We start from the raw sequence: 22,182 nt of genomic DNA, 5'->3' as shown, positions 1-22,182 counted from the left end.
CCGCCGGGGCTTTTTCATCCCCCTAGCGCTTCGCCGGACAGCGCAGGTGATTCACGTCTATCGTCATTTGAATGAACGACTATGTCCTGATGCTGATCAGTGCCGCACTGGTCAGCCACCTGTTTTTGCGACGACAGCCTGCCTCCCGGCTGCGGGTCCATGTATGCGGCCTGGCCGGCGCGCTGTCGATCATGTTGGCAGTCACCGGCGGCCAATTGCTCGAACACCTGATCGTGGCGCCCTGGCAACTGCAGCACCTGCGTCTGTTCCTGCTGCTGCCCTGGCAGGCACTACTGGCGTGGGGCATCCCCCAGACGCTTGCCAGACTGCGGCCGCAATGGCCCACAGAGGGCCTCGCGTGGCCGATAGTGGGGAATGCCGTGGTGCTGGGCATGGCACTGCAGGTTGTAGGTGAACAGCTTGAATGGCAAGCCACGCTGAGCTGGGCTGTCCTGGCCGGGCTCGGCTTCTGGCTGGCCCTGGCGTTGTTTGACGACCTCAATCAGCGCAGCGAACACGCACAGGTGCCAGAGGCACTGCGCGGGCTACCCATCGCGCTGCTTGGCGCAGGTGTGATGGGCATGGCGCTCTCTGGCCTCAGCGGGATGTTCACGCAATGAGCCCGACCCTGGCATCCCCTGACCCTCGCCTGCGCCATGCCATGGGCCTGGTCTTGTTGGCCTGCCTGCCTGGCCTGCTGGCTTCGCTCTGGCTACTGGGCTGGGGCCTGCTCTGGAGCCTGGCGCTGTGTGCAATCACCGCCGTTTGCTGCGAGGCGGTAGCGCTTGCGTTGCGCAACCAGCCGGTCACATCGGCGTTGAGTGACGGCAGCGCCCTGGTCACTGCAGTGCTGCTCGCCCTCGCCATGCCCACCGGGGCGCCGTGGTGGTTGCCGATGGTTGCAGCGGGGATGGCCATAGGCCTGGGCAAGCAAGCGTTCGGCGGGGCCGGCCATAACGTGTTCAACCCGGCGATGGTTGGGTACGCCTTCGTGGTGCTGAGCTTTCCACTGCAGATGAACCACTGGCCAGCGCACGCACCAGGCTTCAGCGCCAGCCTGCAGCTGGTCTTCGCCCACGGCGAGCAGATCGACGCGTGGGCCGGCCCCACGGCACTCGACGGCCTCAGGCACAACCGCAGCCTGACCATCGATGAGCTGTTTGCCAGCCACCCAGGCTTCGGCAACGTTGGCGGCCATGGCAGCGAATGGGTCAATCTGGCGTTCTTGTTGGGTGGGCTATTTCTGTTGCAGCGCAAGGTATTCAGTTGGCATGCGCCAGTGGGTTTGCTGGCCGGATTGTCTCTGTTCAGCCTGCTGGCCTGGAATGGCTCCGGCTCGGACTCGAACGGCTCACCGCTGCTGCACCTGCTCAGCGGTTCGACCATGCTGGCAGCGTTTTTCATTGCCACGGAACCTGTTTCCGGCCCGAAGACCGAGCTCGCCCGACTGCTGTTCGGGCTGGGCGCCGGGGCACTGATCTACCTGATCAGGACTTGGGGTAGTTACCCCGATGGTAGCGCTTTCGCCATCCTGCTGATGAACCTTGCGGTACCCTCCCTGGACCGCCTGGCCTCAAGGTATCGGCAGGTGAGGCCATGAGGCGACCCGTGCGCAGTGTATTGATACTGCTGGTAGTGGCCGGCCTGGCACTGGCGAGCACGCTGGCCTGGCAACGCTGGACCCGCGCGCCCATCGCCGAGGCCGAGAAACAATTTTACGCACGCAGGTTCCTCTCGGTGCTGGCACCGCAGAGCTATGACAACCAGCCACTGAGCAACGCGGTGTCACTCCCGGCAGAGCAACCGCCGCATAGCCGCATAATGGCCGCCTACCGCGCCGAACGCGGCACGAGCCCCGTGGCCATCGTACTGATTAGCCAGGTCCAGGGTTACGCCGCCCCCATTCGGTTGACCATTGCCATAAGCGCGCAAGGCCGACTGATAGGCACGCAAGTCATCGAACAGCAGGAAAGCCCTGGGCTGGGAGGACGCATCAACGATCCCCAGGTGAACTGGCTGGGGCAGTTCGCCAACCGTCGCCTGGAGGATCGTTGGGCAATCAAGCGTGACCAAGGTGATTTCGACCAACTGGCCGGCGCAACGGTCACCTCGCGTGCGGTGATCCAGGCACAGCAGGAGGCCCTGCGCTACTTCGACCAACATCGCGCACGTCTACTCGGAACGCTCAACCATGACTAGGTACTGGCTGCTGGTAGCCGGCCTTGCGCCTGTCCTCGGCGCTACAGGTACGCTGCCTCAAGCCGCCGTCATCGGCGCCAGCATGCTGGTGCTTACGGTGCTTCACCAGGCCTTGCTGGCCGTTGTGCGCCCCAGGGTCGAAGGTCGCCTGTACACACTGGCAAGCCTGCTACTGCTAGCGGCCCTCGCCAGCTGCCTGCAGATGGCATTGCGAGCCTGGGCATTACCGCTTGCGCTGGCGATGGGTTACTTCCCGGCGCTGATTTGCCTGCAGTGCCTGGTTACGGACCACCTGTTGGTAGAGAAGGACCGGTGGCGTCAACTTTGCCTACAGATGGTCGGCCTGATGGGCCTGTGCCTGTTGCTCGGCGTTATCCGCCAATGGCTGACCGAGGGGCTGGGCATTGCGTCGGCCAGCCTGGCGCCCGGCGCACTGATACTGCTCGGTGTGCTGCTGGCCTTGTACAATCGTCTACGCCCGGGCCCCGCCCTCTCACGTCGTCAAGGAAAGCGTTGACCCCATGAATGCCGCAAAACGCCTGGAGATCTTTCGCAGGCTGCACGAAGACAATCCCGACCCCAAGACAGAGCTGGCTTACACCACGCCTTTCGAACTACTCGTGGCCGTGACACTGTCGGCACAGTCCACCGATGTCGGGGTCAACAAGGCCACCGCCCGCCTGTTCCCGGTCGCCAATACGCCCCACGCCATCTACGCACTCGGGGTCGAAGGCCTGAGCGAGTACATCAAGACCATCGGGCTGTATAACAGCAAGGCCAGGAATGTGATCGAAGCCTGTCGCTTGCTGATCGAACGGCATGGGGGCGAAGTTCCGCAAAACCGGGAGGCGCTGGAGGCGCTACCCGGTGTTGGCCGCAAGACCGCCAATGTGGTGCTCAATACCGCCTTCCGCCAGCCCACCATGGCGGTCGACACGCATATTTTCAGGGTCAGCAACCGCACCGGTATCGCACCGGGCAAGACCGTACTGGAAGTCGAGAAAAAACTGCTCAAGTTCGTGCCCAAGGATTACCTGCTCGATGCCCATCACTGGCTCATCTTGCATGGGCGCTACGTGTGCCAGGCGCGCAAGCCACGGTGCGGCAGTTGCCGGATCGAGGACCTGTGCGAGTTCAAGCAGAAGACGTCTGACGATTGATTCGATAGCGAATTCACGCACGTCCCGATTGAAAAAATCTTTTTTACCAAACTTCGCTTTCTCGCTATAAGGACGGCCAATGGCCCCTTGGCTTGGAGCGACTCATGAGTAACGATAAAGACGAACTGTCGATCGAAGAAGACTTTGCCACCGCTGAAGACGACGCCGAACCTCTGGTTGAAACCGCAAAGACCAACCTGAGCAAGCGGCGTACTATCGACAACCTTCTGGAAGAGCGGCGCCTGCAACGGCAACTCGCCGATTTCGACTACGACCTGTAACCACGGGCGAGAAAGCCTCCTTCAAGGAGGCTGCCTGTACCCAGGGTCACGTCAGGCCATGGCGCCGGGCCAATTCGATCAAGTCCACCAGCGAGTGAGCATTGAGCTTGAGTAGCAGACGGGTCTTGTAGGTACTGACCGTCTTGTTGCTGAGGAACATGCTGTCGGCTATCTCCTTGTTGGACCTGCCCCGCGCCAGTTGCTGCAGCACCATCATCTCCCGCGCCGACAGGCGATCGACCATTTCCGTCTCGCTGCCACCCCCAACCCGGCCGCGCGACTTGTGCAATGCCTGGTTGGGAAAATAGCTGTAACCAGACAGCACAGCCTTGATCGCACTGAGCAGTTCGGTGAGTTCCTGTTGCTTGCACACGTAGCCTGAAGCCCCCGCCTGCATACAACGCATCGAGAAATGCCCGGGGGCCTGCGAGGTAAGCACCAGCACCCGGCTGCCCGGGCTTGCCGAAGCCATGCGGGCGATGACTTCCAGCCCATCGAGCTTGGGAATGCCGATATCCAGTACCACGATATCGGGCAGGTACTCCCGGGTTAGCTGCAAAGCTGCCACGCCGTTGTCGGTTTCCGCGACCACATCGTATCCATGCCGCTCCATCAGCATTCGCACTGCCAAGCGTATGACAGGATGATCATCCACGATAAGGACTTTATTCATGCGATATCCATTCATTCATTATTTGCTTTGACTACACACCACCATAACCGAGCAGCAAGCATTATGGCGCGCCTATTTCCTTCGCAAACACATGAATAGATGAGCCTTACGTCGGTTTAGGAATTTTCCTACAACGCACAACTAATCATCCAATATAAATACCTGTCTAGACGCAAAAGCGCATGACCACTCTCTTAAAACAGAATTAAAGCCTGCATTACCCAACAATCAAACCCGCCGCAAAACAAAAACCGTTTCAGATATTTCGAAACACCGGGATCCATTTCACTTTCCGGAAACGGTGCATAATTTGGTTGAGCGGCTCGGTAAGGTATTGATTGAAAAAACGCAGGAGGCCACTACCATGGCTGAAAACCAACCCACCGCCCCCATGACGATCATCGCCATCTTTGCAGGCATCATCGAGGCCTCTGCACTGGCGACACTTCCGTTTCTCAGCGAAAAAAGTCAGAGCCTCTATACCTGGTTTCTAGTGGGCTTTCCGTTCTTTCTGACCGGGCTGTTTTTCCTGACGCTGAACTTCAACTATAAATCACTGTACAAACCCGAAAGCACTTCCGCTGACGAGGCAACCAGTGCGCTGCAGCCAACGACGACTGTTTTACCTGTTATCCCCTCCTCGGCCAGTTCCGTGCAGAACGCTCGACAACCCTCACTCGAAGCGGAGCCTGTAACTGTCATGCTGTCAGGCCCTGATGCGCAAAGAATGATCGAGCAACATGTGCTGAGGACGCTTGCACAACCTCACGTCAATTCAGGCACCTGGGTTTACTGCAACCTGGACAAGCAACAATGTTTTCGCGTGTCGGTCTGTGAGTTGCCGGACAACGCGGCACACCTGAAGAATTGATCGGCCCACGGCCTTGCACGCCAGGTAAAACCTATTCGTGCATACAAAAACCCCGGCCGAGCCAGATGCCTGGCAGTTGAGCGAGAGGGGGCTGCTTTGCAGCCCGATGACGCTAACTGACTGGCATTAGCCCGAAACCGGGGTTCATGCAACAACTTTGAGGCTTAGAGCAACGCGCGGCCCTTGTTGGCAGCGATACGCATGCGCAGTGCATTGAGCTTGATGAAGCCCGCAGCATCAGCCTGGTTGTACGCGCCACCATCTTCTTCGAAGGTCGCGATGTTGGCATCGAACAGCGAGTCGTCCGACTTGCGGCCGACCACGGTGACATTGCCTTTGTACAGCTTCAGGCGCACGACACCGTTCACGTTGACCTGCGAAGCGTCGATCATCTGCTGAAGCATCAGACGCTCCGGGCTCCACCAGTAGCCGGTGTAGATCAGGCTGGCGTACTTGGGCATCAGCTCGTCTTTCAGGTGTGCGACTTCGCGGTCGAGGGTGATCGACTCGATGGCACGGTGAGCCTTGAGCATGATGGTGCCGCCCGGGGTCTCGTAGCAGCCGCGCGACTTCATGCCCACGTAACGGTTTTCGACGATGTCCAGACGGCCGATACCGTTGGCACCACCAATGCGGTTCAGGTCGGCCAGGACGGTGGCCGGGGTCTTCTCGACGCCATCGATGGCGACGATGTCACCATTACGGTAGGTCAGTTCGAGGTAGGTCGCCTGGTCCGGCGCGTTCTCTGGCGAGACGCTCCAGCGCCACATGTCTTCTTCGTGCTCGGTCCAGGTATCTTCCAGCACACCGCCTTCATAGGAGATATGCAGCAGGTTGGCATCCATCGAGTACGGGGACTTCTTCTTGCCGTGGCGCTCGATCGGGATACCGTGCTTCTCGGCGTAGTCCATCAGCTTCTCGCGCGACAGCAGGTCCCACTCGCGCCATGGGGCGATGACCTTGACGCCCGGCTTGAGTGCATAGGCACCCAGCTCGAAACGCACCTGGTCGTTACCTTTGCCGGTAGCGCCGTGGGAAATGGCATCAGCGCCGGTTTCGTTGGCGATTTCGATCAGGCGCTTGGCGATCAGCGGACGGGCGATGGAAGTACCCAGCAGGTACTCGCCTTCGTAGACGGTGTTGGCGCGGAACATCGGGAAGACGAAGTCGCGCACGAATTCTTCGCGCAGGTCGTCGATATAGATCTCTTTGACGCCCATTGCCTGAGCTTTGGCGCGAGCCGGCTCGACTTCTTCGCCCTGACCCAGGTCAGCGGTGAACGTCACCACTTCGCAGTCGTAGGTATCCTGCAGCCACTTGAGAATCACCGAAGTATCAAGGCCGCCGGAATACGCCAGTACGACCTTTTTTACGTCCGCCATGCCATCACTCCACGGGGTTGTACGGAAAGGGGTCGATTCTACCGGCGTTGCGGATAAATTTACAGTGGCGCGACAGCTTCTGACGACAAAGCGACAGGAACTGTCGATGGGGCGACGCCCTGCAGCGTCAGGACGGTTTCGCGGCGGGCGGGGCAGCAGTAGCGCTGGCCGGGGCTGGCGCAGGCGCGGTCGCGGGTGCGGTCGCCGGGGCCGGGTGCTGGGCAGGTTGGGCGGCCGGCTTTTCCACCGGTGCAACACGATCCAGCTCGATATTGACGCGCCGGTTGCGTGCGCGGTTTGCGGCACTGTTGTTCTTCACCAGGGGGTAACGTTCACCATGGAAGCGCACGGTAATCTGCTCCTCCGGCACCCCATGGGCTTTGAAGTAATCGGCCACCGCCAGCGCACGGCGCCGCGAGGTATCACGGTTGGTCAAGCGATTGCCGCTGTTGTCCGAGTGGCCATTGAGCTCGATATGGTTGACCGTCGGATCGGCCTTCAAATACTCCAGGACCACATCCAGTCGCGCGCGCGCCGCCGCATCCAGGTCGATGCCCCCCCCAGGGAACCCCACCTGCGTCTGGCGCACCTGGTCATAGTTCATTGCCAGCATCTTGCCGGCGCAGGCCTGGTAATCACTCCACGCTTTGGCAAAACTGACCGGCAGCACACGCACTTCGATCGGCCGCCCCGCCTCCCCGGCGTAGCTTCGCACCACCGTGCTGCGGCCATCGAGCAGCCCGTTGATCAAGCGGCTGGCCTGGCCTTGGGATGAACTGAACAGCACGCCAGTACGCGCCAGCCGCACCGCCCCCAGGTTGATATCGCCACGGCCCGGCTGCCAGGGGGCCGCAGCCGCCAGCAGCGTAGCGGAACCTGCGCCCAGCACAGTACTGCCGGAGCGCAGCTGGAACACTGGCTGCTCACCGGCCCGGCGCACGAACTCACCACTGCCGAAACCATCGATCGGCTGAATCAGGCGGCACTCGAACTGATCACCCTCGACTTTCCAGGCGATGTTTTCCATGCGGGTCTGGAAGGTCAATGCGCCGGCCGGCAGGCTGGCGAACAGGGTCAACAGGGCTAGGTAACGCTGGCGCACGGGAGGCTCCACTAATTCTGACGGCTTACAGGCAGGCTATCGGACGCTCGCCGGAAAACTTGATAGCCGTGCTCGGGCGAGGGTTTTCCGGTAGCATTGGGGCCTGAGTTCGACCCGCCTGGAATCCCCAATGTCCGATCGCCTGACCCTCCTGCGTCCCGACGACTGGCACATCCATCTGCGCGATGGTGCCGTCCTGCCCCATACCGTTGGCGATGTGGCGCGTACTTTCGCCCGTGCCATCATCATGCCCAACCTGGTTCCACCGGTACGCAATGCCGACGAAGCCGGGGCCTACCGTGAGCGCATCCTCAATGCCCGCCCGGCCGGTAGCCGCTTCGAGCCGTTGATGGTGCTGTACCTCACCGACCGCACCAGCCCCGAGGACATCCGCGCGGCCAAGGCCAGCGGCATCGTGTACGCCGCCAAGCTGTACCCGGCCGGCGCCACCACCAACTCCGATTCCGGCGTGACCAGCATCGACAATATCTTCCCGGCCATCGAAGCGCTGGCTGAGGTCGGCATGCCGTTGCTGGTGCATGGTGAAGTGACCCGCAGCGAGATCGACGTGTTCGACCGCGAAAAACGCTTCATCGACGAACACATGCGTCGCCTGGTCGAGCGCTTCCCCACGCTGAAAGTGGTGTTCGAGCACATCACCACGGCCGATGCAGCGCAATTCGTCACCGAGGCCCCCGCCAACGTCGGGGCGACCATCACCGCACAGCATCTGTTGTACAACCGCAACCACATGTTGGTCGGCGGCATTCGACCGCACTTCTACTGCCTGCCGATCCTCAAGCGCAACACCCATCAGGTGGCGCTGCTGGACGCGGCTACCAGTGGCAACCCGAAGTTCTTCCTCGGCACTGACTCGGCACCCCACGCCCGCCACGCCAAGGAAGCTGCCTGTGGTTGTGCCGGTTGCTACACCGCCTATGCGGCCATCGAGATGTACGCCGAAGCTTTCGAACAGCGTCATGCGCTGGACAAGCTGGAAGGTTTCGCCAGCCTGCATGGCCCGGCCTTCTATGGCCTGCCAGCGAATACCGACACCATTACCCTGGTCCGTGAAGAATGGACGGCCCCGGACAGCCTGCCGTTTGGCGATCAGACGGTGATCCCGCTGCGCGCCGGTGAAAAACTGCGTTGGCGCCTGCTGGAGGACAACGCGTGAGCGAAGACCTCTACGAAGACGACCAGGACGGGCAAGCCGGCAGCGGCTCGCGCCACCCGATGGCCGAGCGCTTCCGCGGCTACCTGCCAGTAGTGGTGGATGTGGAGACCGGCGGTTTCAACAGCGCCACCGATGCCCTGCTGGAAATCGCGGCGGTAACCATCGGTATGGACGAGAAAGGTTTCCTGTTCCCGGAGCACACTTACTTCTACCGTGTGGAGCCGTTCGAGGGGGCCAATATCGAGGCTGCCGCGCTGGAGTTCACCGGTATCAAGCTGGACCACCCGCTGCGCATGGCGGTGAGCGAAGACAGCGCGCTGACAGACATTTTTCGCGGCGTGCGCAAGGCATTGAAGGCCAATGGCTGCAAGCGGGCGATCCTGGTCGGCCACAACAGCAGCTTCGACCTGGGTTTCCTCAATGCCGCGGTAGCGCGCAACGATCTGAAGCGCAACCCGTTCCACCCGTTCTCCAGCTTCGACACCGCGACCCTGGCTGGCCTGGCGTACGGCCAGACCGTGTTGGCAAGGGCCTGCCAGAGCGCTGACATCGACTTCGACGGCCGTGAGGCGCACTCGGCACGTTACGACACCGAGAAGACCGCCGAACTCTTCTGCGGCATCGTCAACCGCTGGAAAGAGATGGGCGGCTGGCGCGATTTCAACGATTGAGGTGGAGCGGCAAGCTGCAAGCTGCAAGCTACAAGAAAGAGCCAAAGCAGTACGCGGATCGCTCTGGCTTTTGCTTGAAGCTTGAAGCTTGAAGCTTGCAGCTTGCAGCTTGCAGCTTGCAGCTAAAAAAAAACCGGCCACGAAGGCCGGTTTTTTTTTGGCGCTCAGCAATTACAGCTTGCCAGCGTTCTCGCTCAGGTATGCAGCAACGCCTTCTGGCGAAGCGTTCATGCCCTTGTCGCCTTTTTTCCAGTTGGCCGGGCAGACTTCGCCGTGCTCTTCGTGGAATTGCAGGGCATCGACCAGACGCAGCAGCTCGTCCATGTTACGGCCCAGCGGCAGGTCATTGATGATCTGCGAACGGACGACACCGTTGGTATCGATCAGGAAAGCGCCACGGAAAGCCACGCCGCCTTCGGACTCAACGTCGTAGGCCTTGCAGATTTCGTGGGTCATGTCGGCTGCCAGGGTGTACTTGACCTGGCCGATACCGCCATTGTTGACAGGGGTGTTACGCCAGGCGTTGTGGGTGAAATGCGAGTCGATCGAAACGCCGATCACTTCAACGTTGCGAGCCTGGAAGTCCGGAATGCGGTTGTCCAGGGCAATCAGCTCGGACGGGCATACGAAGGTGAAGTCCAGTGGGTAGAAGAACACCAGGCCGTACTTGCCCTTGATGGCCGAGGCCAGGTTGAAGCTGTCGACGATTTCGCCATTGCCCAGTACAGCCGGGACGGTGAAGTCGGGGGCTTTTTTGCCAACGAGTACGCTCATTGTAATCTCCAGATGAGGGTGAAGAACCGTTTGCCAGGCCAAGGCGGGCTTGCCCGACATCCAACAAAGGCCGACCATCATACACGGCTTCCGCTGACAGGCCGAATCCAACCGCCGGTCGCTCAAGCACGGCACTTACAGAAAGTGTTTTGACAAGCATTCTCATTACCATTACTCTCCACCCATCGACTCAACCAGCGATGGTCCGACTTTATGTATGTGTGTCTTTGTGTCGGCGTGACCGACGGACAGATCCGCGATGCGATCTATGAAGGATGCTGCAGCTACAAGGACGTCAGAGCCGCGACCAATGTCGCCAGCCAATGTGGCAAATGCGCCTGCCTGGCCAAGCAGGTCGTCCGCGAGACCCTGACCGAGCTTCAGGTGAGCCAGCAAGCCGCCCTGCCCTATCCGGTGGAATTTACCGCCGCCTGATATCGCCCAATTCGAAGAACCGGACCTCGCGTCCGGTTTTTTTATGCCTAAAATTCAATAAGTTAGCGCCCCAACGCGGTTCACAAACATTCTTATTCCTATTTATTTTCACTTATTATTCAATAACTTAGGTTTGACAGCCCTAAGTATCAGGCTCAAACTTCGCTGTATTGGCACACTTCTAGGGCAGGAACCCGCAATGAAAGGCGACGTAAGCGTCATCCAGCATCTCAACAAGATCCTCGGAAACGAGCTGGTCGCGATCAACCAGTACTTCCTGCACGCACGCATGTACGAAGATTGGGGCCTGAACAAGCTCGGCAAGCATGAGTACAAAGAATCCATCGACGAGATGAAACACGCTGACAAGTTGATCAAGCGTATTCTCTTCCTCGAAGGCATCCCTAACGTGCAGGACCTGGGCAAGCTGCTGATCGGCGAGCACACCAAGGAAATGCTCGAGTGCGACCTGAAGATCGAGCAGAAAGGCCTGATCGATCTCAAAGCCGCCATCGCCCACTGCGAAACCGTCGGCGACTTTGGCTCGCGTGAACTGCTTGAAGACATCCTCGAGTCCGAGGAAGAACACATTGACTGGCTGGAAACTCAATTGAGCCTGATCGACAAGATCACCATCGAGAACTACCTGCAGTCGCAGATGGGCGAAGAGTAAATTCCAGCCCCATAAAAAAACCCGCCATGAGCGGGTTTTTTCATGCTTGCCGGAAGATCAGGCTTCGGAAGCCTTGGCCTTGGCAGCGGCGTCCTTGATCAGTGCTTGAAGCTCACCGTTCTCGAACATCTCCAACATGATGTCGCTGCCGCCGACCAGCTCGCCAGCTACCCACAGTTGCGGGAAGGTCGGCCAGTTGGCGTACTTGGGCAGGTTGGCGCGGATTTCCGGGTTCTGCAGGATATCCACGTAAGCAAACTTTTCGCCACAACCCATCACAGCTTGCGATGCCTTGGCCGAGAACCCGCATTGCGGGGCATTCGGCGAGCCCTTCATGTAAAGCAGAATGGTGTTGTTGGCAATCTGCTCTTTGATCGTTTCGATGATATCCATGGAACACCTCGTCTGAACTTTCCGACTCGATGGTCGGCACGGTGACGCATTGTATCGGAAACCTGAGCCTTGTGCTCGGCCTTGCCGGTGCTCAGGCGGCACTCACTTGCACGGGTACGCCATTGAGCGCCGCATTCCCGGACACAGCATCACGCAGGCGCTCATCGGTCAGGTCATTGGCACTGATGCCGGGTTGCGCCTGGGCGATCTGCAGATTGACGCCCTGGCGGCCATGACCGAAGCCATGGGGCAGGCTGACCACGCCAGGCATGATGTCCTCACAGGCCTGCACCTCGACTTCCAGGTCACCGGTGCGCGAGCGGATACGCACCCGCTGGCCATCCTCCAACTGCCGCTGACGCATGTCCTGGGGATGCATCAGCAACTGATGGCGTGGCTTACCTTTGACCAGGCGATGGTAGTTGTGCATCCATGAGTTGTTGCTGCGTACATGACGACGGCCAATGAGCAGCAAATCACCCGCGGCCGTCGGCACGCATTCAGCCAACCGGCGCAAGTCATCCAGCACAACCTGGGGCGCCGCTTCCACGGCTTTGCTGGCCGTTGCCAGACGCCCTCGCAGGTTAGCGCCCAGGGGGCCCAGATCGAGGCCATGGGGGTATTGATCGAGCGTTTCGAGGGAAAGCTTGCGGGGACTTTCGTCGCCATAGCGGCCCTTGCGCAACGCCAGGTCGATCATCTGCGCAGGTGCGAGGGTCGGTTTCAGCTCCTGGTCTGCACGCTTGGCAAAGGCTTGCGCCAGGCCTACGAATATTTCCCAGTCATGCAACGCGCCTGCAGGCTTGGCCAGAATGGCCCGGTTGAAGCGGGTGACATTGCGCACAGCCAACAGATTGAAGGTGCTGTCGTAATGGTCGTTTTCCAGTGCCGAGGTAGACGGCAGGATCAGGTCGGCGTGGCGGGTCGTCTCGTTGATGTACAGGTCGATGCTGAGCATGAACTCCAGCCCCTGCAGCGCCACGTCCAACTGCCTGCCATTGGGTGTGGACAGCACCGGGTTACCGGCCACGGTGACCAGGGCCCGCACCTGCCCCTCGCCCGGCGTGAGCATTTCCTCGGCCAAGGCCGCCACGGGCAGTTCACCGCCGTACTCGGGCAACCCCGATACGCGGCTCTGCCAGGCATTGAAATGCCCGCCCGAGGTACTGGCCACCAGGTCCACGGCAGGCTCGGTGCACAGTGCACCACCTTGACGATCCAGGTTGCCGGTTACCAGATTGATCACTTGCACCAGCCAGTGGCACAGGGTGCCGAACGCCTGTGTCGATACCCCCATGCGGCCATAGCAGACCGCCTTGTCCGCAGCGGCGAAATCCCGCGCCAGCTGGCGAATGCTGACAGCGTCGATGCCGCACTGGGCGCTCATGGCCTCGGCGGTGAACGGCTGGATCGCCGTGCGCACCTGCTCCAGGCCGTTGACTGGCAGATGCGAACCTCTCGCCAGGCCTTCGTCGAAGAGGGTGTTGAGCAAAGCGCAGAGCAACGCCGCATCGCCGCCGGGGCGCACGAACAGGTGCTGGCTTGCCATGGCCGCAGTTTCACTGCGCCGCGGGTCCACCACCACCAGTTGCCCGCCTCTGGCTTTCAAGGCCTTGAGGCGCTTCTCCACATCCGGCACGGTCATGATGCTGCCATTGGAGGCCAACGGGTTGCCACCGAGGATCAGCATGAAATCGGTGTGATCGATGTCCGGGACCGGCAACAGCAGGCCGTGGCCATACATCAGGTAACTGGTCAGGTGCTGCGGTAACTGGTCCACCGAAGTTGCGGAGAAACGGTTACGCGTCTTGAGTAGCCCCAGAAAGTAGTTGCTGTGGGTCATCAAGCCATAGTTGTGCACGCTCGGGTTGCCTTGATAAACCGCCACGGCGTTGCGCCCATGCGCCTGCTGTATCGACCACAGCTTGTCGGCGGCCAGGGCAAATGCCTCCTCCCAACTGATGGCCTGCCACTGGCCCGCCACCCGTCGATGCGGTTGGCGCAGGCGGTCCGGGTCATCCTGGATATCCTGCAGCGCCACGGCCTTTGGGCAGATGTGGCCACGGCTGAACGGGTCCAGGGGATCGCCCTTGATCGCGCTGATGCGCGCGCTCCCGTCGTGTTCGTGGCTCACCTCGATGTTCAGCCCACAGATCGCCTCACACAGGTGGCAGGCACGGTGGTGCAGGGTCTTGGTCATGGCGGCCTCTGCCTCGCAATTATCGAACCTCGACTATGGGCCCCCGCCCCGCACCCTGCCAGCGCGCTTCGCCGTGTGAATCTACCGACATCAGGCGCACGATTTGCGACAGTGATTTGCCAAATTGCCAGCAAGCCGTGTAAAACCTGTGTAGCAAATAAAAAACAGCGCAGGCTCAAGGGGTAATGACACCCTTTGCAACAGAGCCGCTGTTCCCCCTCTTGGTTTCAGGCGACATTTAATTATAGTATTGCGCCTTTCCCATTTCGTCCGCCCCGTGCGGCTTACGCCGCAGGTCACCCCCGTTGTCAAAAAAACCATACGGTCGACCTGCATACCGTTGCAGATAAGGTAGTCAATCATGAGCGCTAGGCACTTTCTCTCCCTGCTGGATTTCACCACCGACGAATTGCTCGGTGTGATCCGCCGAGGCATCGAGCTGAAGGACCTGCGCAAGCGCGGCGTGCTGTTCGAACCGCTGAAAAATCGTGTGCTGGGCATGATCTTCGAGAAATCCTCCACCCGGACCCGGGTGTCGTTCGAAGCCGGCATGATCCAGCTCGGCGGCCAGGCCATCTTCCTGTCGCCACGCGACACCCAGCTGGGCCGGGGCGAGCCGATCAGCGACAGCGCCATCGTGCTGTCGAGCATGGTCGATGCGGTGATGATCCGCACCCACGCGCACAGCACCCTCACCGAATTCGCCGCCAACTCGCGTGTACCGCTGATCAATGGCCTGTCCGATGAGTCGCACCCGTGCCAATTGCTGGCCGACATGCAGACGTTCCACGAGCACCGTGGCGCCATCCAAGGCAAGACCGTGGCCTGGATCGGCGATGGTTTCAATATGTGCAACTCGTACATCGAGGCCGCCCGGCAGTTCGATTTCCAGTTGCGTATCGCCTGCCCAGAGGGTTATGACCCGGACCCACGCTTCATGGCACTGGGCGCAGATCGCGTGCAGATCATCCGAGATCCGCGTGAAGCCGTACGTGGCGCGCATCTGGTGACCACCGATGTCTGGACTTCCATGGGCCAAGAAGAGGAAACTGCACGGCGTCTGGCGCATTTCGCGCCTTACCAGGTCACCCGCGAACTGCTTGACCTGGCGGCACCCGATGCCCTGTTCATGCACTGCCTGCCCGCCCATCGCGGCGAGGAAATCAGCCATGACCTGCTCGACGACCCCCGTTCGGTCGCGTGGGACCAGGCTGAAAACCGCCTGCATGCACAGAAGGCCCTTCTCGAATTCCTTGTCGAACCGGCTTACCACCACGCATGAGTCAACCCCTACTGCTCAACCTGCGCAACCTCGCCTGCGGCTACGGCGACCAGCGCATCGTCCAGAACCTCAACCTGCACCTGAACGCAGGCGACATTGGTTGCCTGCTGGGTTCGTCGGGGTGCGGCAAGACCACCACCTTGCGCGCCATAGCCGGCTTCGAGCCGGTCCACGAAGGTGAGATCCAGCTGGCGGGCGAAGTGATTTCCCGCGCCGGTTTCACCCTGTCCCCGGAGAAGCGCCGCATAGGCATGGTGTTCCAGGACTACGCGCTGTTCCCCCACCTGACCGTGGCGCAAAACATTGCCTTCGGCATCGCCAAGCACCCCGCCCAGGGGCAGGTGGTCGAGGAAATGCTCGACCTGGTCAAGCTCGGTGGGCTCGGCGGGCGGTATCCACACGAGCTCTCTGGTGGCCAGCAACAGCGCGTGGCCCTGGCCCGCGCGCTGGCCCCCGAGCCGCAATTGCTGCTGCTCGATGAGCCGTTCTCCAACCTGGACGTCGAGTTGCGCAGGCGCCTGAGCCACGAGGTCCGTGACATCCTCAAAAGCCGCGGTACCAGCGCGATTCTGGTGACCCATGACCAGGAAGAAGCCTTCGCGGTCAGCGACCATGTGGGTGTGTTCAAGGAAGGCCGGCTGGAGCAGTGGGACACGCCCTACAACCTCTACCATGAGCCGCAGACGCCATTCGTCGCCAGCTTCATCGGCCAGGGTTATTTCATACGTGGCCAGATGAGCAGCCATGAGGCAGTCAACACCGAGCTCGGTGAGCTGCGGGGTAACCGCGCCTACATCATGGCGCCCGGCAGCTCGGTAGACGTGCTGCTGCGCCCTGACGACATCGTCCCGGACGCGAACAGCGCATTGCGCGCGAGCATCGTGGGCAAGAGCTTCCTGGGTGCATCGACGCTGTACCGGCTGCAGTTGCCGACAGGCAGCCAGCTGGAAGCGATCTTCCCCAGCCATATCGATCACCAGGTAGGCGAGCAGGTCGGCATTAGCGTGAAGGCTGACCACTTGGTGCTGTTCCCGGTCCCTGGCAGTGTCGCGGCGCAGTTGCCACAGCAGGAAAATGGGGTGCGTCGCTACAGCTCAGCGACCTGATTCGGCGATTCGGCCAAGGGGCTCCAAGGCGGCCCCTTGCGCGGGTCAACCCCGGCCGATACTGGCGAAGGTGCCCTGGGTGTGCTCGGCGAGTACAGCGGCAGCCAGTTCGACTTCCAACCCCCGCCGCCCCGCACTGACATGGATGGTTGCAAAACGCTGCGCCGATTCGTCGATGAAGGTGCGCAGACGCTTTTTCTGCCCCAGCGGGCTGATGCCACCCACCAGGTAGCCTGTGGCACGCTGAGCTGCCGTGGGGTCAGCCATCTCGCATTTTTTCACGCCGGCGGCGTGGGCTAGCGCCTTGAGGTCCAGCGTTCCCACCACAGGCACAACAGCCACCAGCAACTCACCCTTCTCACTGCTGGCCAACAAGGTCTTGAACACCTGCTGCGGTTCCAGCCCCAGTTTTTCAGCCGCCTCCAGCCCATAAGACGCCGACTTGGGATCGTGTTCGTAACTGTGCACACGATGGGGCGCGCGCGTTTTTTTCAGAAGATCGAGGGCCGGGGTCATGCAGTGCTCCGCTCCGAGACAATTCGGCGGCTACTTTAGGGCAAATCATACACTCCAGCCAGTTAGCAGCTGACACGCCGCTCTAGCTTGGGATTCGCGATCGCGTTCAACGCTCAGATCGTGACTGACCGTTCACTTTCGACCTTTGACATAAGCGTTTCTTGTCTATATTTTTTCGTTTCTGAATAAATGGTGCACTTTTTAAGTGCATTCCTACCTGTGCCCGGGGTCAATGGGGATGGACGCCGGACTTTGCTGTCGAGCGCTTAGCGCCTCACAACAAAAACAAAGAGGTCATACATGACGACTGCTCTACGCGAACCCACGCTGTCCAGCCAATGCCTGGCCGAATTCCTCGGCACGGCACTGCTCATCTTTTTCGGCACAGGGTGCGTCGCCGCCCTCAAGGTCGCGGGCGCCAGCTTTGGCCTGTGGGAAATCAGCATCATCTGGGGCGTCGGCGTGAGCATGGCGATCTACTTCACCGCCGGTATCTCTGGTGCGCACCTGAACCCGGCCGTGAGCATCGCCCTTACCCTGTTCGCAAGCTTCGACAAACGCAAACTGCCGTTCTACATGCTGGCCCAGGTTTGTGGGGCCTTCTGCGGCGCAGCGCTGGTCTATACCCTGTACAGCAACCTGTTCTTCGATTTCGAACAAGCCCACGCCATGCTGCGCGGCAGTCGCGAAAGCCTGGAGCTGGCGGCGGTGTTCTCCACCTACCCGCACCCATCGCTTTCCACCGCACAAGCGTTTCTGGTCGAAGTGGTGATCACTGCAATCCTGATGGCGGTCATCATGGCCCTGACCGACGACAACAACGGCTTGCCCCGTGGTGCGATGGCACCGCTGCTGATCGGCCTGTTGATCGCCGTGATCGGTAGCGCCATGGGCCCGCTGACCGGCTTCGCGATGAACCCGGCCCGCGATTTCGGGCCCAAACTGATGACCTTCCTGGCCGGCTGGGGCGAAATCGCCTTCACTGGCGGTCGGGACATCCCTTATTTCCTGGTTCCGGTGTTCGCGCCGATCTTCGGTGCCTGCCTGGGTGCTGCGACCTATCGTGGCTTGATCGCCCGCAACCTGCCGACGGCTCTATGCGCGGACCCAGAGACAAACGGCAATCGCCAGGGCGATACTCAAGCCAACTGATGCTGGCGCCCTGACCTCCTCATTTTGCAAGGCCTATGACCATGACAGATACCCAGGACAAGAACTACATCATCGCCCTGGACCAGGGCACCACCAGCTCGCGGGCGATCATCTTCGACCGTGACGCCAATGTGGTTGGCACCTCCCAGCGCGAGTTCGCCCAGCATTATCCGCAAGCCGGCTGGGTCGAACATGACCCGATGGAGATCTTCGCCACACAGAGCGCGACCATGGTCGAAGCCCTGGCGCAGGCCGGCATCAGCCATGCCCAGGTCGCCGCATTGGGCATCACCAACCAACGTGAAACCACGGTGGTGTGGGACAAGGAAACCGGGCGCCCGGTGTACAACGCCATCGTCTGGCAGTGCCGCCGCAGCACAGAGATCTGCGCACAGCTCAAGCGCGACGGGCATGAACAATACATTCGCGAGACCACCGGCCTGGTCACCGATCCGTACTTCTCCGGCACCAAGCTCAAGTGGATCCTCGACAATGTAGAGGGCGTACGTGAGCGGGCCGAACGCGGCGAGCTGTTGTTCGGCACCGTGGATACCTGGCTTATCTGGAAGTTTTCCGGCGGCAAGGTGCATGTCACCGACTACACCAACGCTTCGCGCACACTGATGTTCAACATCCACAGCCTGCAGTGGGATGACACGCTGCTCGAAATTCTTGGCATCCCGCGCCAGATGCTGCCCCAGGTGCGCCCGTCTTCCGAAGTCTACGGCCACACCAAGAGCGGCATCGCCATCGCCGGCATCGCCGGTGACCAGCAGTCAGCGCTGTTCGGCCAGATGTGCGTGGAACCCGGCCAGGCCAAGAACACCTATGGCACGGGTTGCTTCCTGCTGATGAACACCGGCGACAAAGCCGTAACCTCGTCCCACGGCCTGCTCACCACCATTGCCTGCGGACCACGAGGTGAAGTGGCCTATGCCCTGGAAGGCGCTGTGTTCAACGGCGGCTCCACCGTGCAATGGCTGCGCGACGAACTGAAGATCGTCAACGATGCCCTGGACACCGAGTACTTCGCCAGCAAGGTCAAGGACAGCAATGGGGTGTACCTGGTGCCCGCATTCACGGGCCTGGGCGCACCGTACTGGGACCCTTACGCCCGTGGCGCGCTGTTCGGCCTGACCCGTGGGGTGAAAGTCGACCACATCATCCGCGCGGCATTGGAGTCGATCGCCTATCAGACCCGCGACGTGCTCGACGCCATGCAGCAGGACTGCGGCCAACGCCTTTCCGAGTTGCGCGTCGACGGTGGCGCGGTGGCCAACAATTTCCTCATGCAGTTTCAGGCCGACATCCTCGGCACCTGCGTAGAGCGCCCGAAAATGCGTGAAACCACGGCCCTTGGCGCCGCTTACCTGGCGGGCCTGGCCTGTGGTTTCTGGAGTGGCCTGGACGAACTGCGTGACAAGGCAATCATCGAACGCGAATTCAGCCCGCAACTTGAGCAAGCGCAGAAGGAAAAACTTTACGCCGGCTGGCGCAAAGCCGTCGAGCGCACCCGCGACTGGGAAGATCACGAGGCCTGATCACCCTGGGCAGGGGCTGCTTCGCGGCCCCGCCATGCCATGGCCTACTGGCCGTAGTCTGTTTCCTACGGCATCATTGCAGAATTTGTCCGGCAGCCCATAAGGACCGCCCATGAATCTGCCCCCACGCCAACAACAAATCCTCGAGCTGGTCCGCGAACGCGGCTACGTCAGCATCGAGGAAATGGCGCAGTTATTCGTCGTCACTCCGCAAACCATCCGTCGCGACATCAATCAGCTCGCTGAGCTCAATCTGCTGCGCCGCTACCACGGTGGGGCAGCCTATGACTCGAGTATCGAGAACACGGCTTACGCCATGCGCGCTGACCAGATGCGTGACGAAAAACAGCGCATTGCCGATGCCGTGGCCCGGCAAATTCCCGATCATGCTTCGCTGTTCATCAATATCGGCACCACCACCGAGTCGATTGCCCGGGCGCTGCTCAACCACAGCCACTTGAAAGTCATCACCAATAACCTGCACGTGGCCGCGATCCTGGCAGCCAAGGATGATTTCGAAGTATTGGTAGCAGGTGGCACCGTACGCCGTGACGGTGGCGTGGTCGGCCAGGCCAGCGTCGACTTCATCAGCCAGTTCAAGGTCGACTTCGCTTTGGTCGGTATCAGCGGTATCGATGAAGACGGCAGCCTGCTGGATTTCGATTACCAAGAGGTACGCGTATCTCAGGCGATCATCGCCAACGCCCGTCAGGTCATCCTGGCGGCGGACTCCAGCAAATTCGGGCGTAACGCCATGGTCCGCCTGGGCTCGATCAGCCTGGTCGACTGCCTGGTGACCGACCAGCCGCCGTCGCCTGCATTGAGTGAATTGCTCAACCAGAACAAGATCCGCCTCGACGTGGTGTGAAACGCAAGCGGGCCCGGAAGGGCTCGTCATTTTCGATATTGTTCACTTTCTTGCCATCCGATCAGTTTTTTCTATAAACAGTCACTGGCGATGGGCGTTCTGTTGCGCTAGTATTTTCGGAAACGAACATTAATGTTCATATTCGATGTGAACAGCCCCAGGAGGCCTTGCCCGTGTCCCAGCCCGTTTCGTCCCAGCCCCTACTTGCCGATTGCTATGACCTTGCCGTGATCGGCGGGGGCATCAACGGCGTGGGCATTGCTGCCGACGCCGCCGGGCGTGGCCTGAAGGTCTTCCTCTGCGAGAAGGACGACTTGGCCCAGCACACCTCGTCGGCCAGCAGCAAGCTGATCCATGGCGGCCTGCGTTACCTGGAACACTATGAATTCCGCCTTGTGCGGGAGGCCCTGGCCGAGCGCGAAGTGCTGTTGGCCAAGGCACCGCACATCGTCAAACCGATGCGCTTCGTGCTGCCGCACCGCCCGCACCTGCGCCCGGCATGGATGATCCGTGCCGGCCTGTTCCTTTACGATCACCTGGGCAAACGCAAGCGTCTGGGTGCCTCGCGCAGCCTGCGCTTCGGCCCGGGTTACCCGCTCAAGCCAGCCATCACCCGCGGTTTCGAATATGCCGACTGCGCGGTCGACGACGCCCGCCTGGTGGTGGTCAACGCCATGGCTGCACGCGAACATGGCGCGCACATTCGTACCCGCACCCGCTGCCTGCGCGCAGAACGTGTCGACGGCCTGTGGCAGGTAGAGCTGCAGCACGCCGACGGCAGCCTGCAGACCATTCGCGCGCGCGCCTTGGTCAACGCCGCCGGTCCGTGGGTCGCCCGGTTCATCAAGGATGACCTCAAGCTCACTGCGCCGTACGGCATTCGACTGATCCAGGGCAGCCACCTCATCGTGCCGCGCCTGTACGAAGGGGATCATGCCTACATCCTGCAGAACGAGGACCAACGGATTGTATTCTGCATCCCGTACCTGGACCGCTTCACCCTGGTCGGCACCACCGATCGCGAATACAGCGGCGATCCCGCCAAGGTGGCGATCACCGAGCAGGAAACCGGCTATTTGCTCGACGTGGTCAACGCTCATTTCAATCATCAGTTGAGCGCCGGCGATATCCTGCACACCTACTCTGGCGTGCGTCCGCTGTGCAACGACGAATCGGACAACCCGTCGGCAGTCACCCGTGACTACACCCTGGCACTGTCGGCCACTCAGGGCGAGGCGCCGTTGCTGTCGGTGTTCGGCGGCAAACTGACCACGTACCGCAAGCTTGCCGAGTCGGCCATGGCAGAACTCAAGCCGTTCTTCAGCCAGATGGGCCAGAGCTGGACCGCCAGCTCTGCACTGCCCGGCGGGGAAGGCATGAGCACGCCTCAGGTACTGGTCGACGAACTGCTCGCCCAGCATCCATGGCTTGCCGTGGATATCGCCAAGCGCTGGGCCGTGACCTATGGCAGCCGCACCTGGCAGCTGCTGGAGGGGGTCAACGGCCCTGACGATCTTGGCCAGGCGATCGGCGGTGGCTTGTTCGCCCGTGAAGTCGATTACCTGCGCGATAGCGAGTGGGCCATCAGTGCCCAGGACATCCTCTGGCGGCGGACCAAGCTGGGTTTGTTCACCAGCGAGAGCGAGCAACGCGCATTGGCCGATTATCTTGCGCAAGGTGACGCTCGCAGCGACGCCGCCTGAACCTTGCAAGGCGACCGCCAGGC

General features: G+C 60.9%; 24 protein-coding genes. 17 read left to right on the top strand and 7 right to left on the bottom strand.

The window, feature by feature from the left end; genetic code table 11:
* Positions 1–71 precede the first annotated feature (71 nt).
* The 6 genes from OSW16_RS05760 to OSW16_RS05735 all read left to right on the top strand — a co-directional run bounded on the left by OSW16_RS05760 (position 72) and on the right by OSW16_RS05735 (position 3,640).
* Positions 72–620: an Rnf-Nqr domain containing protein gene (locus OSW16_RS05760; RefSeq protein ID WP_267821428.1), complete on the top strand. Its 549-nt coding sequence runs from the start codon at positions 72–74 to the stop codon at positions 618–620.
* The gene (locus tag OSW16_RS05755; protein ID WP_267821426.1) at positions 617–1,600 is read left to right on the top strand and encodes an RnfABCDGE type electron transport complex subunit D; all 984 of its coding nucleotides are present in this window, start codon (positions 617–619) and stop codon (positions 1,598–1,600) included. The genes OSW16_RS05760 and OSW16_RS05755 overlap by 4 nt, the downstream gene beginning before the upstream one ends.
* Positions 1,597–2,199: an RnfABCDGE type electron transport complex subunit G gene (locus OSW16_RS05750; RefSeq protein ID WP_267821423.1), complete on the top strand. Its 603-nt coding sequence runs from the start codon at positions 1,597–1,599 to the stop codon at positions 2,197–2,199. The genes OSW16_RS05755 and OSW16_RS05750 overlap by 4 nt, the downstream gene beginning before the upstream one ends.
* A complete protein-coding gene (locus OSW16_RS05745; protein WP_267821421.1) occupies positions 2,192–2,716 on the top strand; it encodes an Rnf-Nqr domain containing protein in 525 nt (174 codons plus the stop codon). The genes OSW16_RS05750 and OSW16_RS05745 overlap by 8 nt, the downstream gene beginning before the upstream one ends.
* Positions 2,717–2,720: 4 nt before the next feature.
* Complete coding sequence (nth, locus tag OSW16_RS05740) at positions 2,721–3,359, top strand: endonuclease III (RefSeq protein WP_267821419.1); 639 nt, start codon at positions 2,721–2,723, stop codon at positions 3,357–3,359.
* Between the two features lie 104 nt (positions 3,360–3,463).
* A complete protein-coding gene (locus OSW16_RS05735; RefSeq protein WP_241804878.1) occupies positions 3,464–3,640 on the top strand; it encodes a PA3496 family putative envelope integrity protein in 177 nt (58 codons plus the stop codon).
* 46 nt (positions 3,641–3,686) lie between these two features.
* Here OSW16_RS05735 and OSW16_RS05730 read toward each other — a convergent pair whose 3' ends face one another.
* Positions 3,687–4,313 carry a response regulator transcription factor gene (locus OSW16_RS05730; RefSeq protein WP_241804877.1) on the bottom strand — a complete coding sequence of 209 codons (627 nt, stop codon included), beginning with the start codon at positions 4,311–4,313 and terminating at the stop codon, positions 3,687–3,689.
* A gap of 364 nt (positions 4,314–4,677) precedes the next feature.
* Between OSW16_RS05730 and OSW16_RS05725 the strand changes: the two genes are divergently transcribed.
* Positions 4,678–5,184 (top strand): hypothetical protein, encoded by a 507-nt coding sequence (locus OSW16_RS05725; RefSeq protein ID WP_267821415.1) that lies wholly within the window; start codon positions 4,678–4,680, stop codon positions 5,182–5,184.
* Between the two features lie 164 nt (positions 5,185–5,348).
* On the opposite strand, the gene OSW16_RS05720 is transcribed toward OSW16_RS05725, so the two are convergent.
* Both OSW16_RS05720 and OSW16_RS05715 read right to left on the bottom strand, forming a co-directional pair.
* Positions 5,349–6,566 carry an argininosuccinate synthase gene (locus tag OSW16_RS05720; RefSeq protein ID WP_241804875.1) on the bottom strand — a complete coding sequence of 406 codons (1,218 nt, stop codon included), beginning with the start codon at positions 6,564–6,566 and terminating at the stop codon, positions 5,349–5,351.
* A gap of 127 nt (positions 6,567–6,693) precedes the next feature.
* Positions 6,694–7,668, bottom strand: coding sequence for a flagellar protein MotY (locus tag OSW16_RS05715; RefSeq protein WP_267821413.1), 975 nt, complete (start codon positions 7,666–7,668; stop codon positions 6,694–6,696).
* A gap of 130 nt (positions 7,669–7,798) precedes the next feature.
* Between OSW16_RS05715 and pyrC the strand changes: the two genes are divergently transcribed.
* Together pyrC and rnt are read left to right on the top strand one after the other, a co-directional pair.
* A complete protein-coding gene (pyrC, locus tag OSW16_RS05710; RefSeq protein ID WP_267821412.1) occupies positions 7,799–8,845 on the top strand; it encodes a dihydroorotase in 1,047 nt (348 codons plus the stop codon).
* Between the two features lie 59 nt (positions 8,846–8,904).
* Complete coding sequence (rnt, locus tag OSW16_RS05705; protein WP_372490474.1) at positions 8,905–9,516, top strand: ribonuclease T; 612 nt, start codon at positions 8,905–8,907, stop codon at positions 9,514–9,516.
* A 171-nt stretch (positions 9,517–9,687) separates the two neighbouring features.
* Here rnt and OSW16_RS05700 read toward each other — a convergent pair whose 3' ends face one another.
* Complete coding sequence (locus OSW16_RS05700; protein ID WP_012273884.1) at positions 9,688–10,290, bottom strand: peroxiredoxin; 603 nt, start codon at positions 10,288–10,290, stop codon at positions 9,688–9,690.
* Between the two features lie 213 nt (positions 10,291–10,503).
* On the opposite strand from OSW16_RS05700, the gene OSW16_RS05695 reads away from it, so the two are divergent.
* Positions 10,504–10,725, top strand: coding sequence for a bacterioferritin-associated ferredoxin (locus OSW16_RS05695; protein ID WP_039601808.1), 222 nt, complete (start codon positions 10,504–10,506; stop codon positions 10,723–10,725).
* Positions 10,726–10,924: 199 nt separating this feature from the next.
* Positions 10,925–11,398, top strand: a complete 474-nt coding sequence (gene bfr, locus OSW16_RS05690; RefSeq protein WP_012313030.1) for a bacterioferritin — start codon at positions 10,925–10,927, stop codon at positions 11,396–11,398.
* Positions 11,399–11,455: 57 nt separating this feature from the next.
* Here the strand turns inward: bfr and grxD are convergent, their stop codons facing one another.
* Both grxD and OSW16_RS05680 read right to left on the bottom strand, forming a co-directional pair.
* Positions 11,456–11,791 carry a Grx4 family monothiol glutaredoxin gene (gene grxD, locus OSW16_RS05685; RefSeq protein WP_241804870.1) on the bottom strand — a complete coding sequence of 112 codons (336 nt, stop codon included), beginning with the start codon at positions 11,789–11,791 and terminating at the stop codon, positions 11,456–11,458.
* A 91-nt stretch (positions 11,792–11,882) separates the two neighbouring features.
* A complete protein-coding gene (locus OSW16_RS05680) occupies positions 11,883–13,991 on the bottom strand; it encodes a molybdopterin oxidoreductase family protein (protein ID WP_267821405.1) in 2,109 nt (702 codons plus the stop codon).
* Between the two features lie 361 nt (positions 13,992–14,352).
* On the opposite strand from OSW16_RS05680, the gene argF reads away from it, so the two are divergent.
* The gene (argF, locus tag OSW16_RS05675) at positions 14,353–15,273 is read left to right on the top strand and encodes an ornithine carbamoyltransferase (protein WP_046787764.1); all 921 of its coding nucleotides are present in this window, start codon (positions 14,353–14,355) and stop codon (positions 15,271–15,273) included.
* Positions 15,270–16,379 carry an ABC transporter ATP-binding protein gene (locus OSW16_RS05670; protein WP_267821401.1) on the top strand — a complete coding sequence of 370 codons (1,110 nt, stop codon included), beginning with the start codon at positions 15,270–15,272 and terminating at the stop codon, positions 16,377–16,379. Before argF ends, OSW16_RS05670 begins: the two co-directional genes overlap by 4 nt.
* A gap of 45 nt (positions 16,380–16,424) precedes the next feature.
* On the opposite strand, the gene ybaK is transcribed toward OSW16_RS05670, so the two are convergent.
* Positions 16,425–16,895 carry a Cys-tRNA(Pro) deacylase gene (ybaK, locus tag OSW16_RS05665; RefSeq protein ID WP_267821399.1) on the bottom strand — a complete coding sequence of 157 codons (471 nt, stop codon included), beginning with the start codon at positions 16,893–16,895 and terminating at the stop codon, positions 16,425–16,427.
* Positions 16,896–17,195: 300 nt separating this feature from the next.
* On the opposite strand from ybaK, the gene OSW16_RS05660 reads away from it, so the two are divergent.
* The 4 genes from OSW16_RS05660 to glpD all read left to right on the top strand — a co-directional run bounded on the left by OSW16_RS05660 (position 17,196) and on the right by glpD (position 22,159).
* The gene (locus OSW16_RS05660; RefSeq protein WP_267821397.1) at positions 17,196–18,047 is read left to right on the top strand and encodes an MIP/aquaporin family protein; all 852 of its coding nucleotides are present in this window, start codon (positions 17,196–17,198) and stop codon (positions 18,045–18,047) included.
* A gap of 41 nt (positions 18,048–18,088) precedes the next feature.
* Positions 18,089–19,588 (top strand): glycerol kinase GlpK, encoded by a 1,500-nt coding sequence (gene glpK / locus OSW16_RS05655; RefSeq protein ID WP_267821395.1) that lies wholly within the window; start codon positions 18,089–18,091, stop codon positions 19,586–19,588.
* 112 nt (positions 19,589–19,700) lie between these two features.
* Complete coding sequence (gene glpR, locus OSW16_RS05650) at positions 19,701–20,456, top strand: DNA-binding transcriptional repressor GlpR (RefSeq protein WP_241804864.1); 756 nt, start codon at positions 19,701–19,703, stop codon at positions 20,454–20,456.
* A 173-nt stretch (positions 20,457–20,629) separates the two neighbouring features.
* A complete protein-coding gene (gene glpD / locus OSW16_RS05645) occupies positions 20,630–22,159 on the top strand; it encodes a glycerol-3-phosphate dehydrogenase (protein ID WP_267821393.1) in 1,530 nt (509 codons plus the stop codon).
* Positions 22,160–22,182: the final 23 nt, after the last annotated feature.

It is taken from the genome of Pseudomonas putida, assembly GCF_026625125.1.
Classification (GTDB): domain Bacteria; phylum Pseudomonadota; class Gammaproteobacteria; order Pseudomonadales; family Pseudomonadaceae; genus Aquipseudomonas; species Aquipseudomonas putida_X.
The sequence above is the reverse complement of the archived record's forward strand: the minus strand, read 5'-3'. Positions and strand labels throughout refer to the sequence as shown.

Bases quoted from the DNA above. Each gene is read 5' to 3' on its own strand.
- OSW16_RS05760 (WP_267821428.1), top strand. From the start codon at position 72: ATGAACGACTATGTCCTGATGCTGATCAGTGCCGCACTGGTCAGCCAC.
- OSW16_RS05750 (WP_267821423.1), top strand. From the start codon at position 1,597: ATGAGGCGACCCGTGCGCAGTGTATTGATACTGCTGGTAGTGGCCGGC.
- OSW16_RS05670 (WP_267821401.1), top strand. From the start codon at position 15,270: ATGAGTCAACCCCTACTGCTCAACCTGCGCAACCTCGCCTGCGGCTAC.
- argF (WP_046787764.1), top strand. From the start codon at position 14,353: ATGAGCGCTAGGCACTTTCTCTCCCTGCTGGATTTCACCACCGACGAA.
- glpR (WP_241804864.1), top strand. From the start codon at position 19,701: ATGAATCTGCCCCCACGCCAACAACAAATCCTCGAGCTGGTCCGCGAA.
- OSW16_RS05745 (WP_267821421.1), top strand. From the start codon at position 2,192: ATGACTAGGTACTGGCTGCTGGTAGCCGGCCTTGCGCCTGTCCTCGGC.
- bfr (WP_012313030.1), top strand. From the start codon at position 10,925: ATGAAAGGCGACGTAAGCGTCATCCAGCATCTCAACAAGATCCTCGGA.
- OSW16_RS05660 (WP_267821397.1), top strand. From the start codon at position 17,196: ATGACGACTGCTCTACGCGAACCCACGCTGTCCAGCCAATGCCTGGCC.
- rnt (WP_372490474.1), top strand. From the start codon at position 8,905: ATGGCCGAGCGCTTCCGCGGCTACCTGCCAGTAGTGGTGGATGTGGAG.
- OSW16_RS05695 (WP_039601808.1), top strand. From the start codon at position 10,504: ATGTATGTGTGTCTTTGTGTCGGCGTGACCGACGGACAGATCCGCGAT.
- ybaK (WP_267821399.1), bottom strand. From the start codon at position 16,895: ATGACCCCGGCCCTCGATCTTCTGAAAAAAACGCGCGCGCCCCATCGT.
- OSW16_RS05680 (WP_267821405.1), bottom strand. From the start codon at position 13,991: ATGACCAAGACCCTGCACCACCGTGCCTGCCACCTGTGTGAGGCGATC.
- OSW16_RS05730 (WP_241804877.1), bottom strand. From the start codon at position 4,313: ATGAATAAAGTCCTTATCGTGGATGATCATCCTGTCATACGCTTGGCA.
- nth (WP_267821419.1), top strand. From the start codon at position 2,721: ATGAATGCCGCAAAACGCCTGGAGATCTTTCGCAGGCTGCACGAAGAC.
- OSW16_RS05700 (WP_012273884.1), bottom strand. From the start codon at position 10,290: ATGAGCGTACTCGTTGGCAAAAAAGCCCCCGACTTCACCGTCCCGGCT.
- pyrC (WP_267821412.1), top strand. From the start codon at position 7,799: ATGTCCGATCGCCTGACCCTCCTGCGTCCCGACGACTGGCACATCCAT.
- OSW16_RS05720 (WP_241804875.1), bottom strand. From the start codon at position 6,566: ATGGCGGACGTAAAAAAGGTCGTACTGGCGTATTCCGGCGGCCTTGAT.
- OSW16_RS05735 (WP_241804878.1), top strand. From the start codon at position 3,464: ATGAGTAACGATAAAGACGAACTGTCGATCGAAGAAGACTTTGCCACC.
- OSW16_RS05725 (WP_267821415.1), top strand. From the start codon at position 4,678: ATGGCTGAAAACCAACCCACCGCCCCCATGACGATCATCGCCATCTTT.
- OSW16_RS05755 (WP_267821426.1), top strand. From the start codon at position 617: ATGAGCCCGACCCTGGCATCCCCTGACCCTCGCCTGCGCCATGCCATG.
- glpK (WP_267821395.1), top strand. From the start codon at position 18,089: ATGACAGATACCCAGGACAAGAACTACATCATCGCCCTGGACCAGGGC.
- grxD (WP_241804870.1), bottom strand. From the start codon at position 11,791: ATGGATATCATCGAAACGATCAAAGAGCAGATTGCCAACAACACCATT.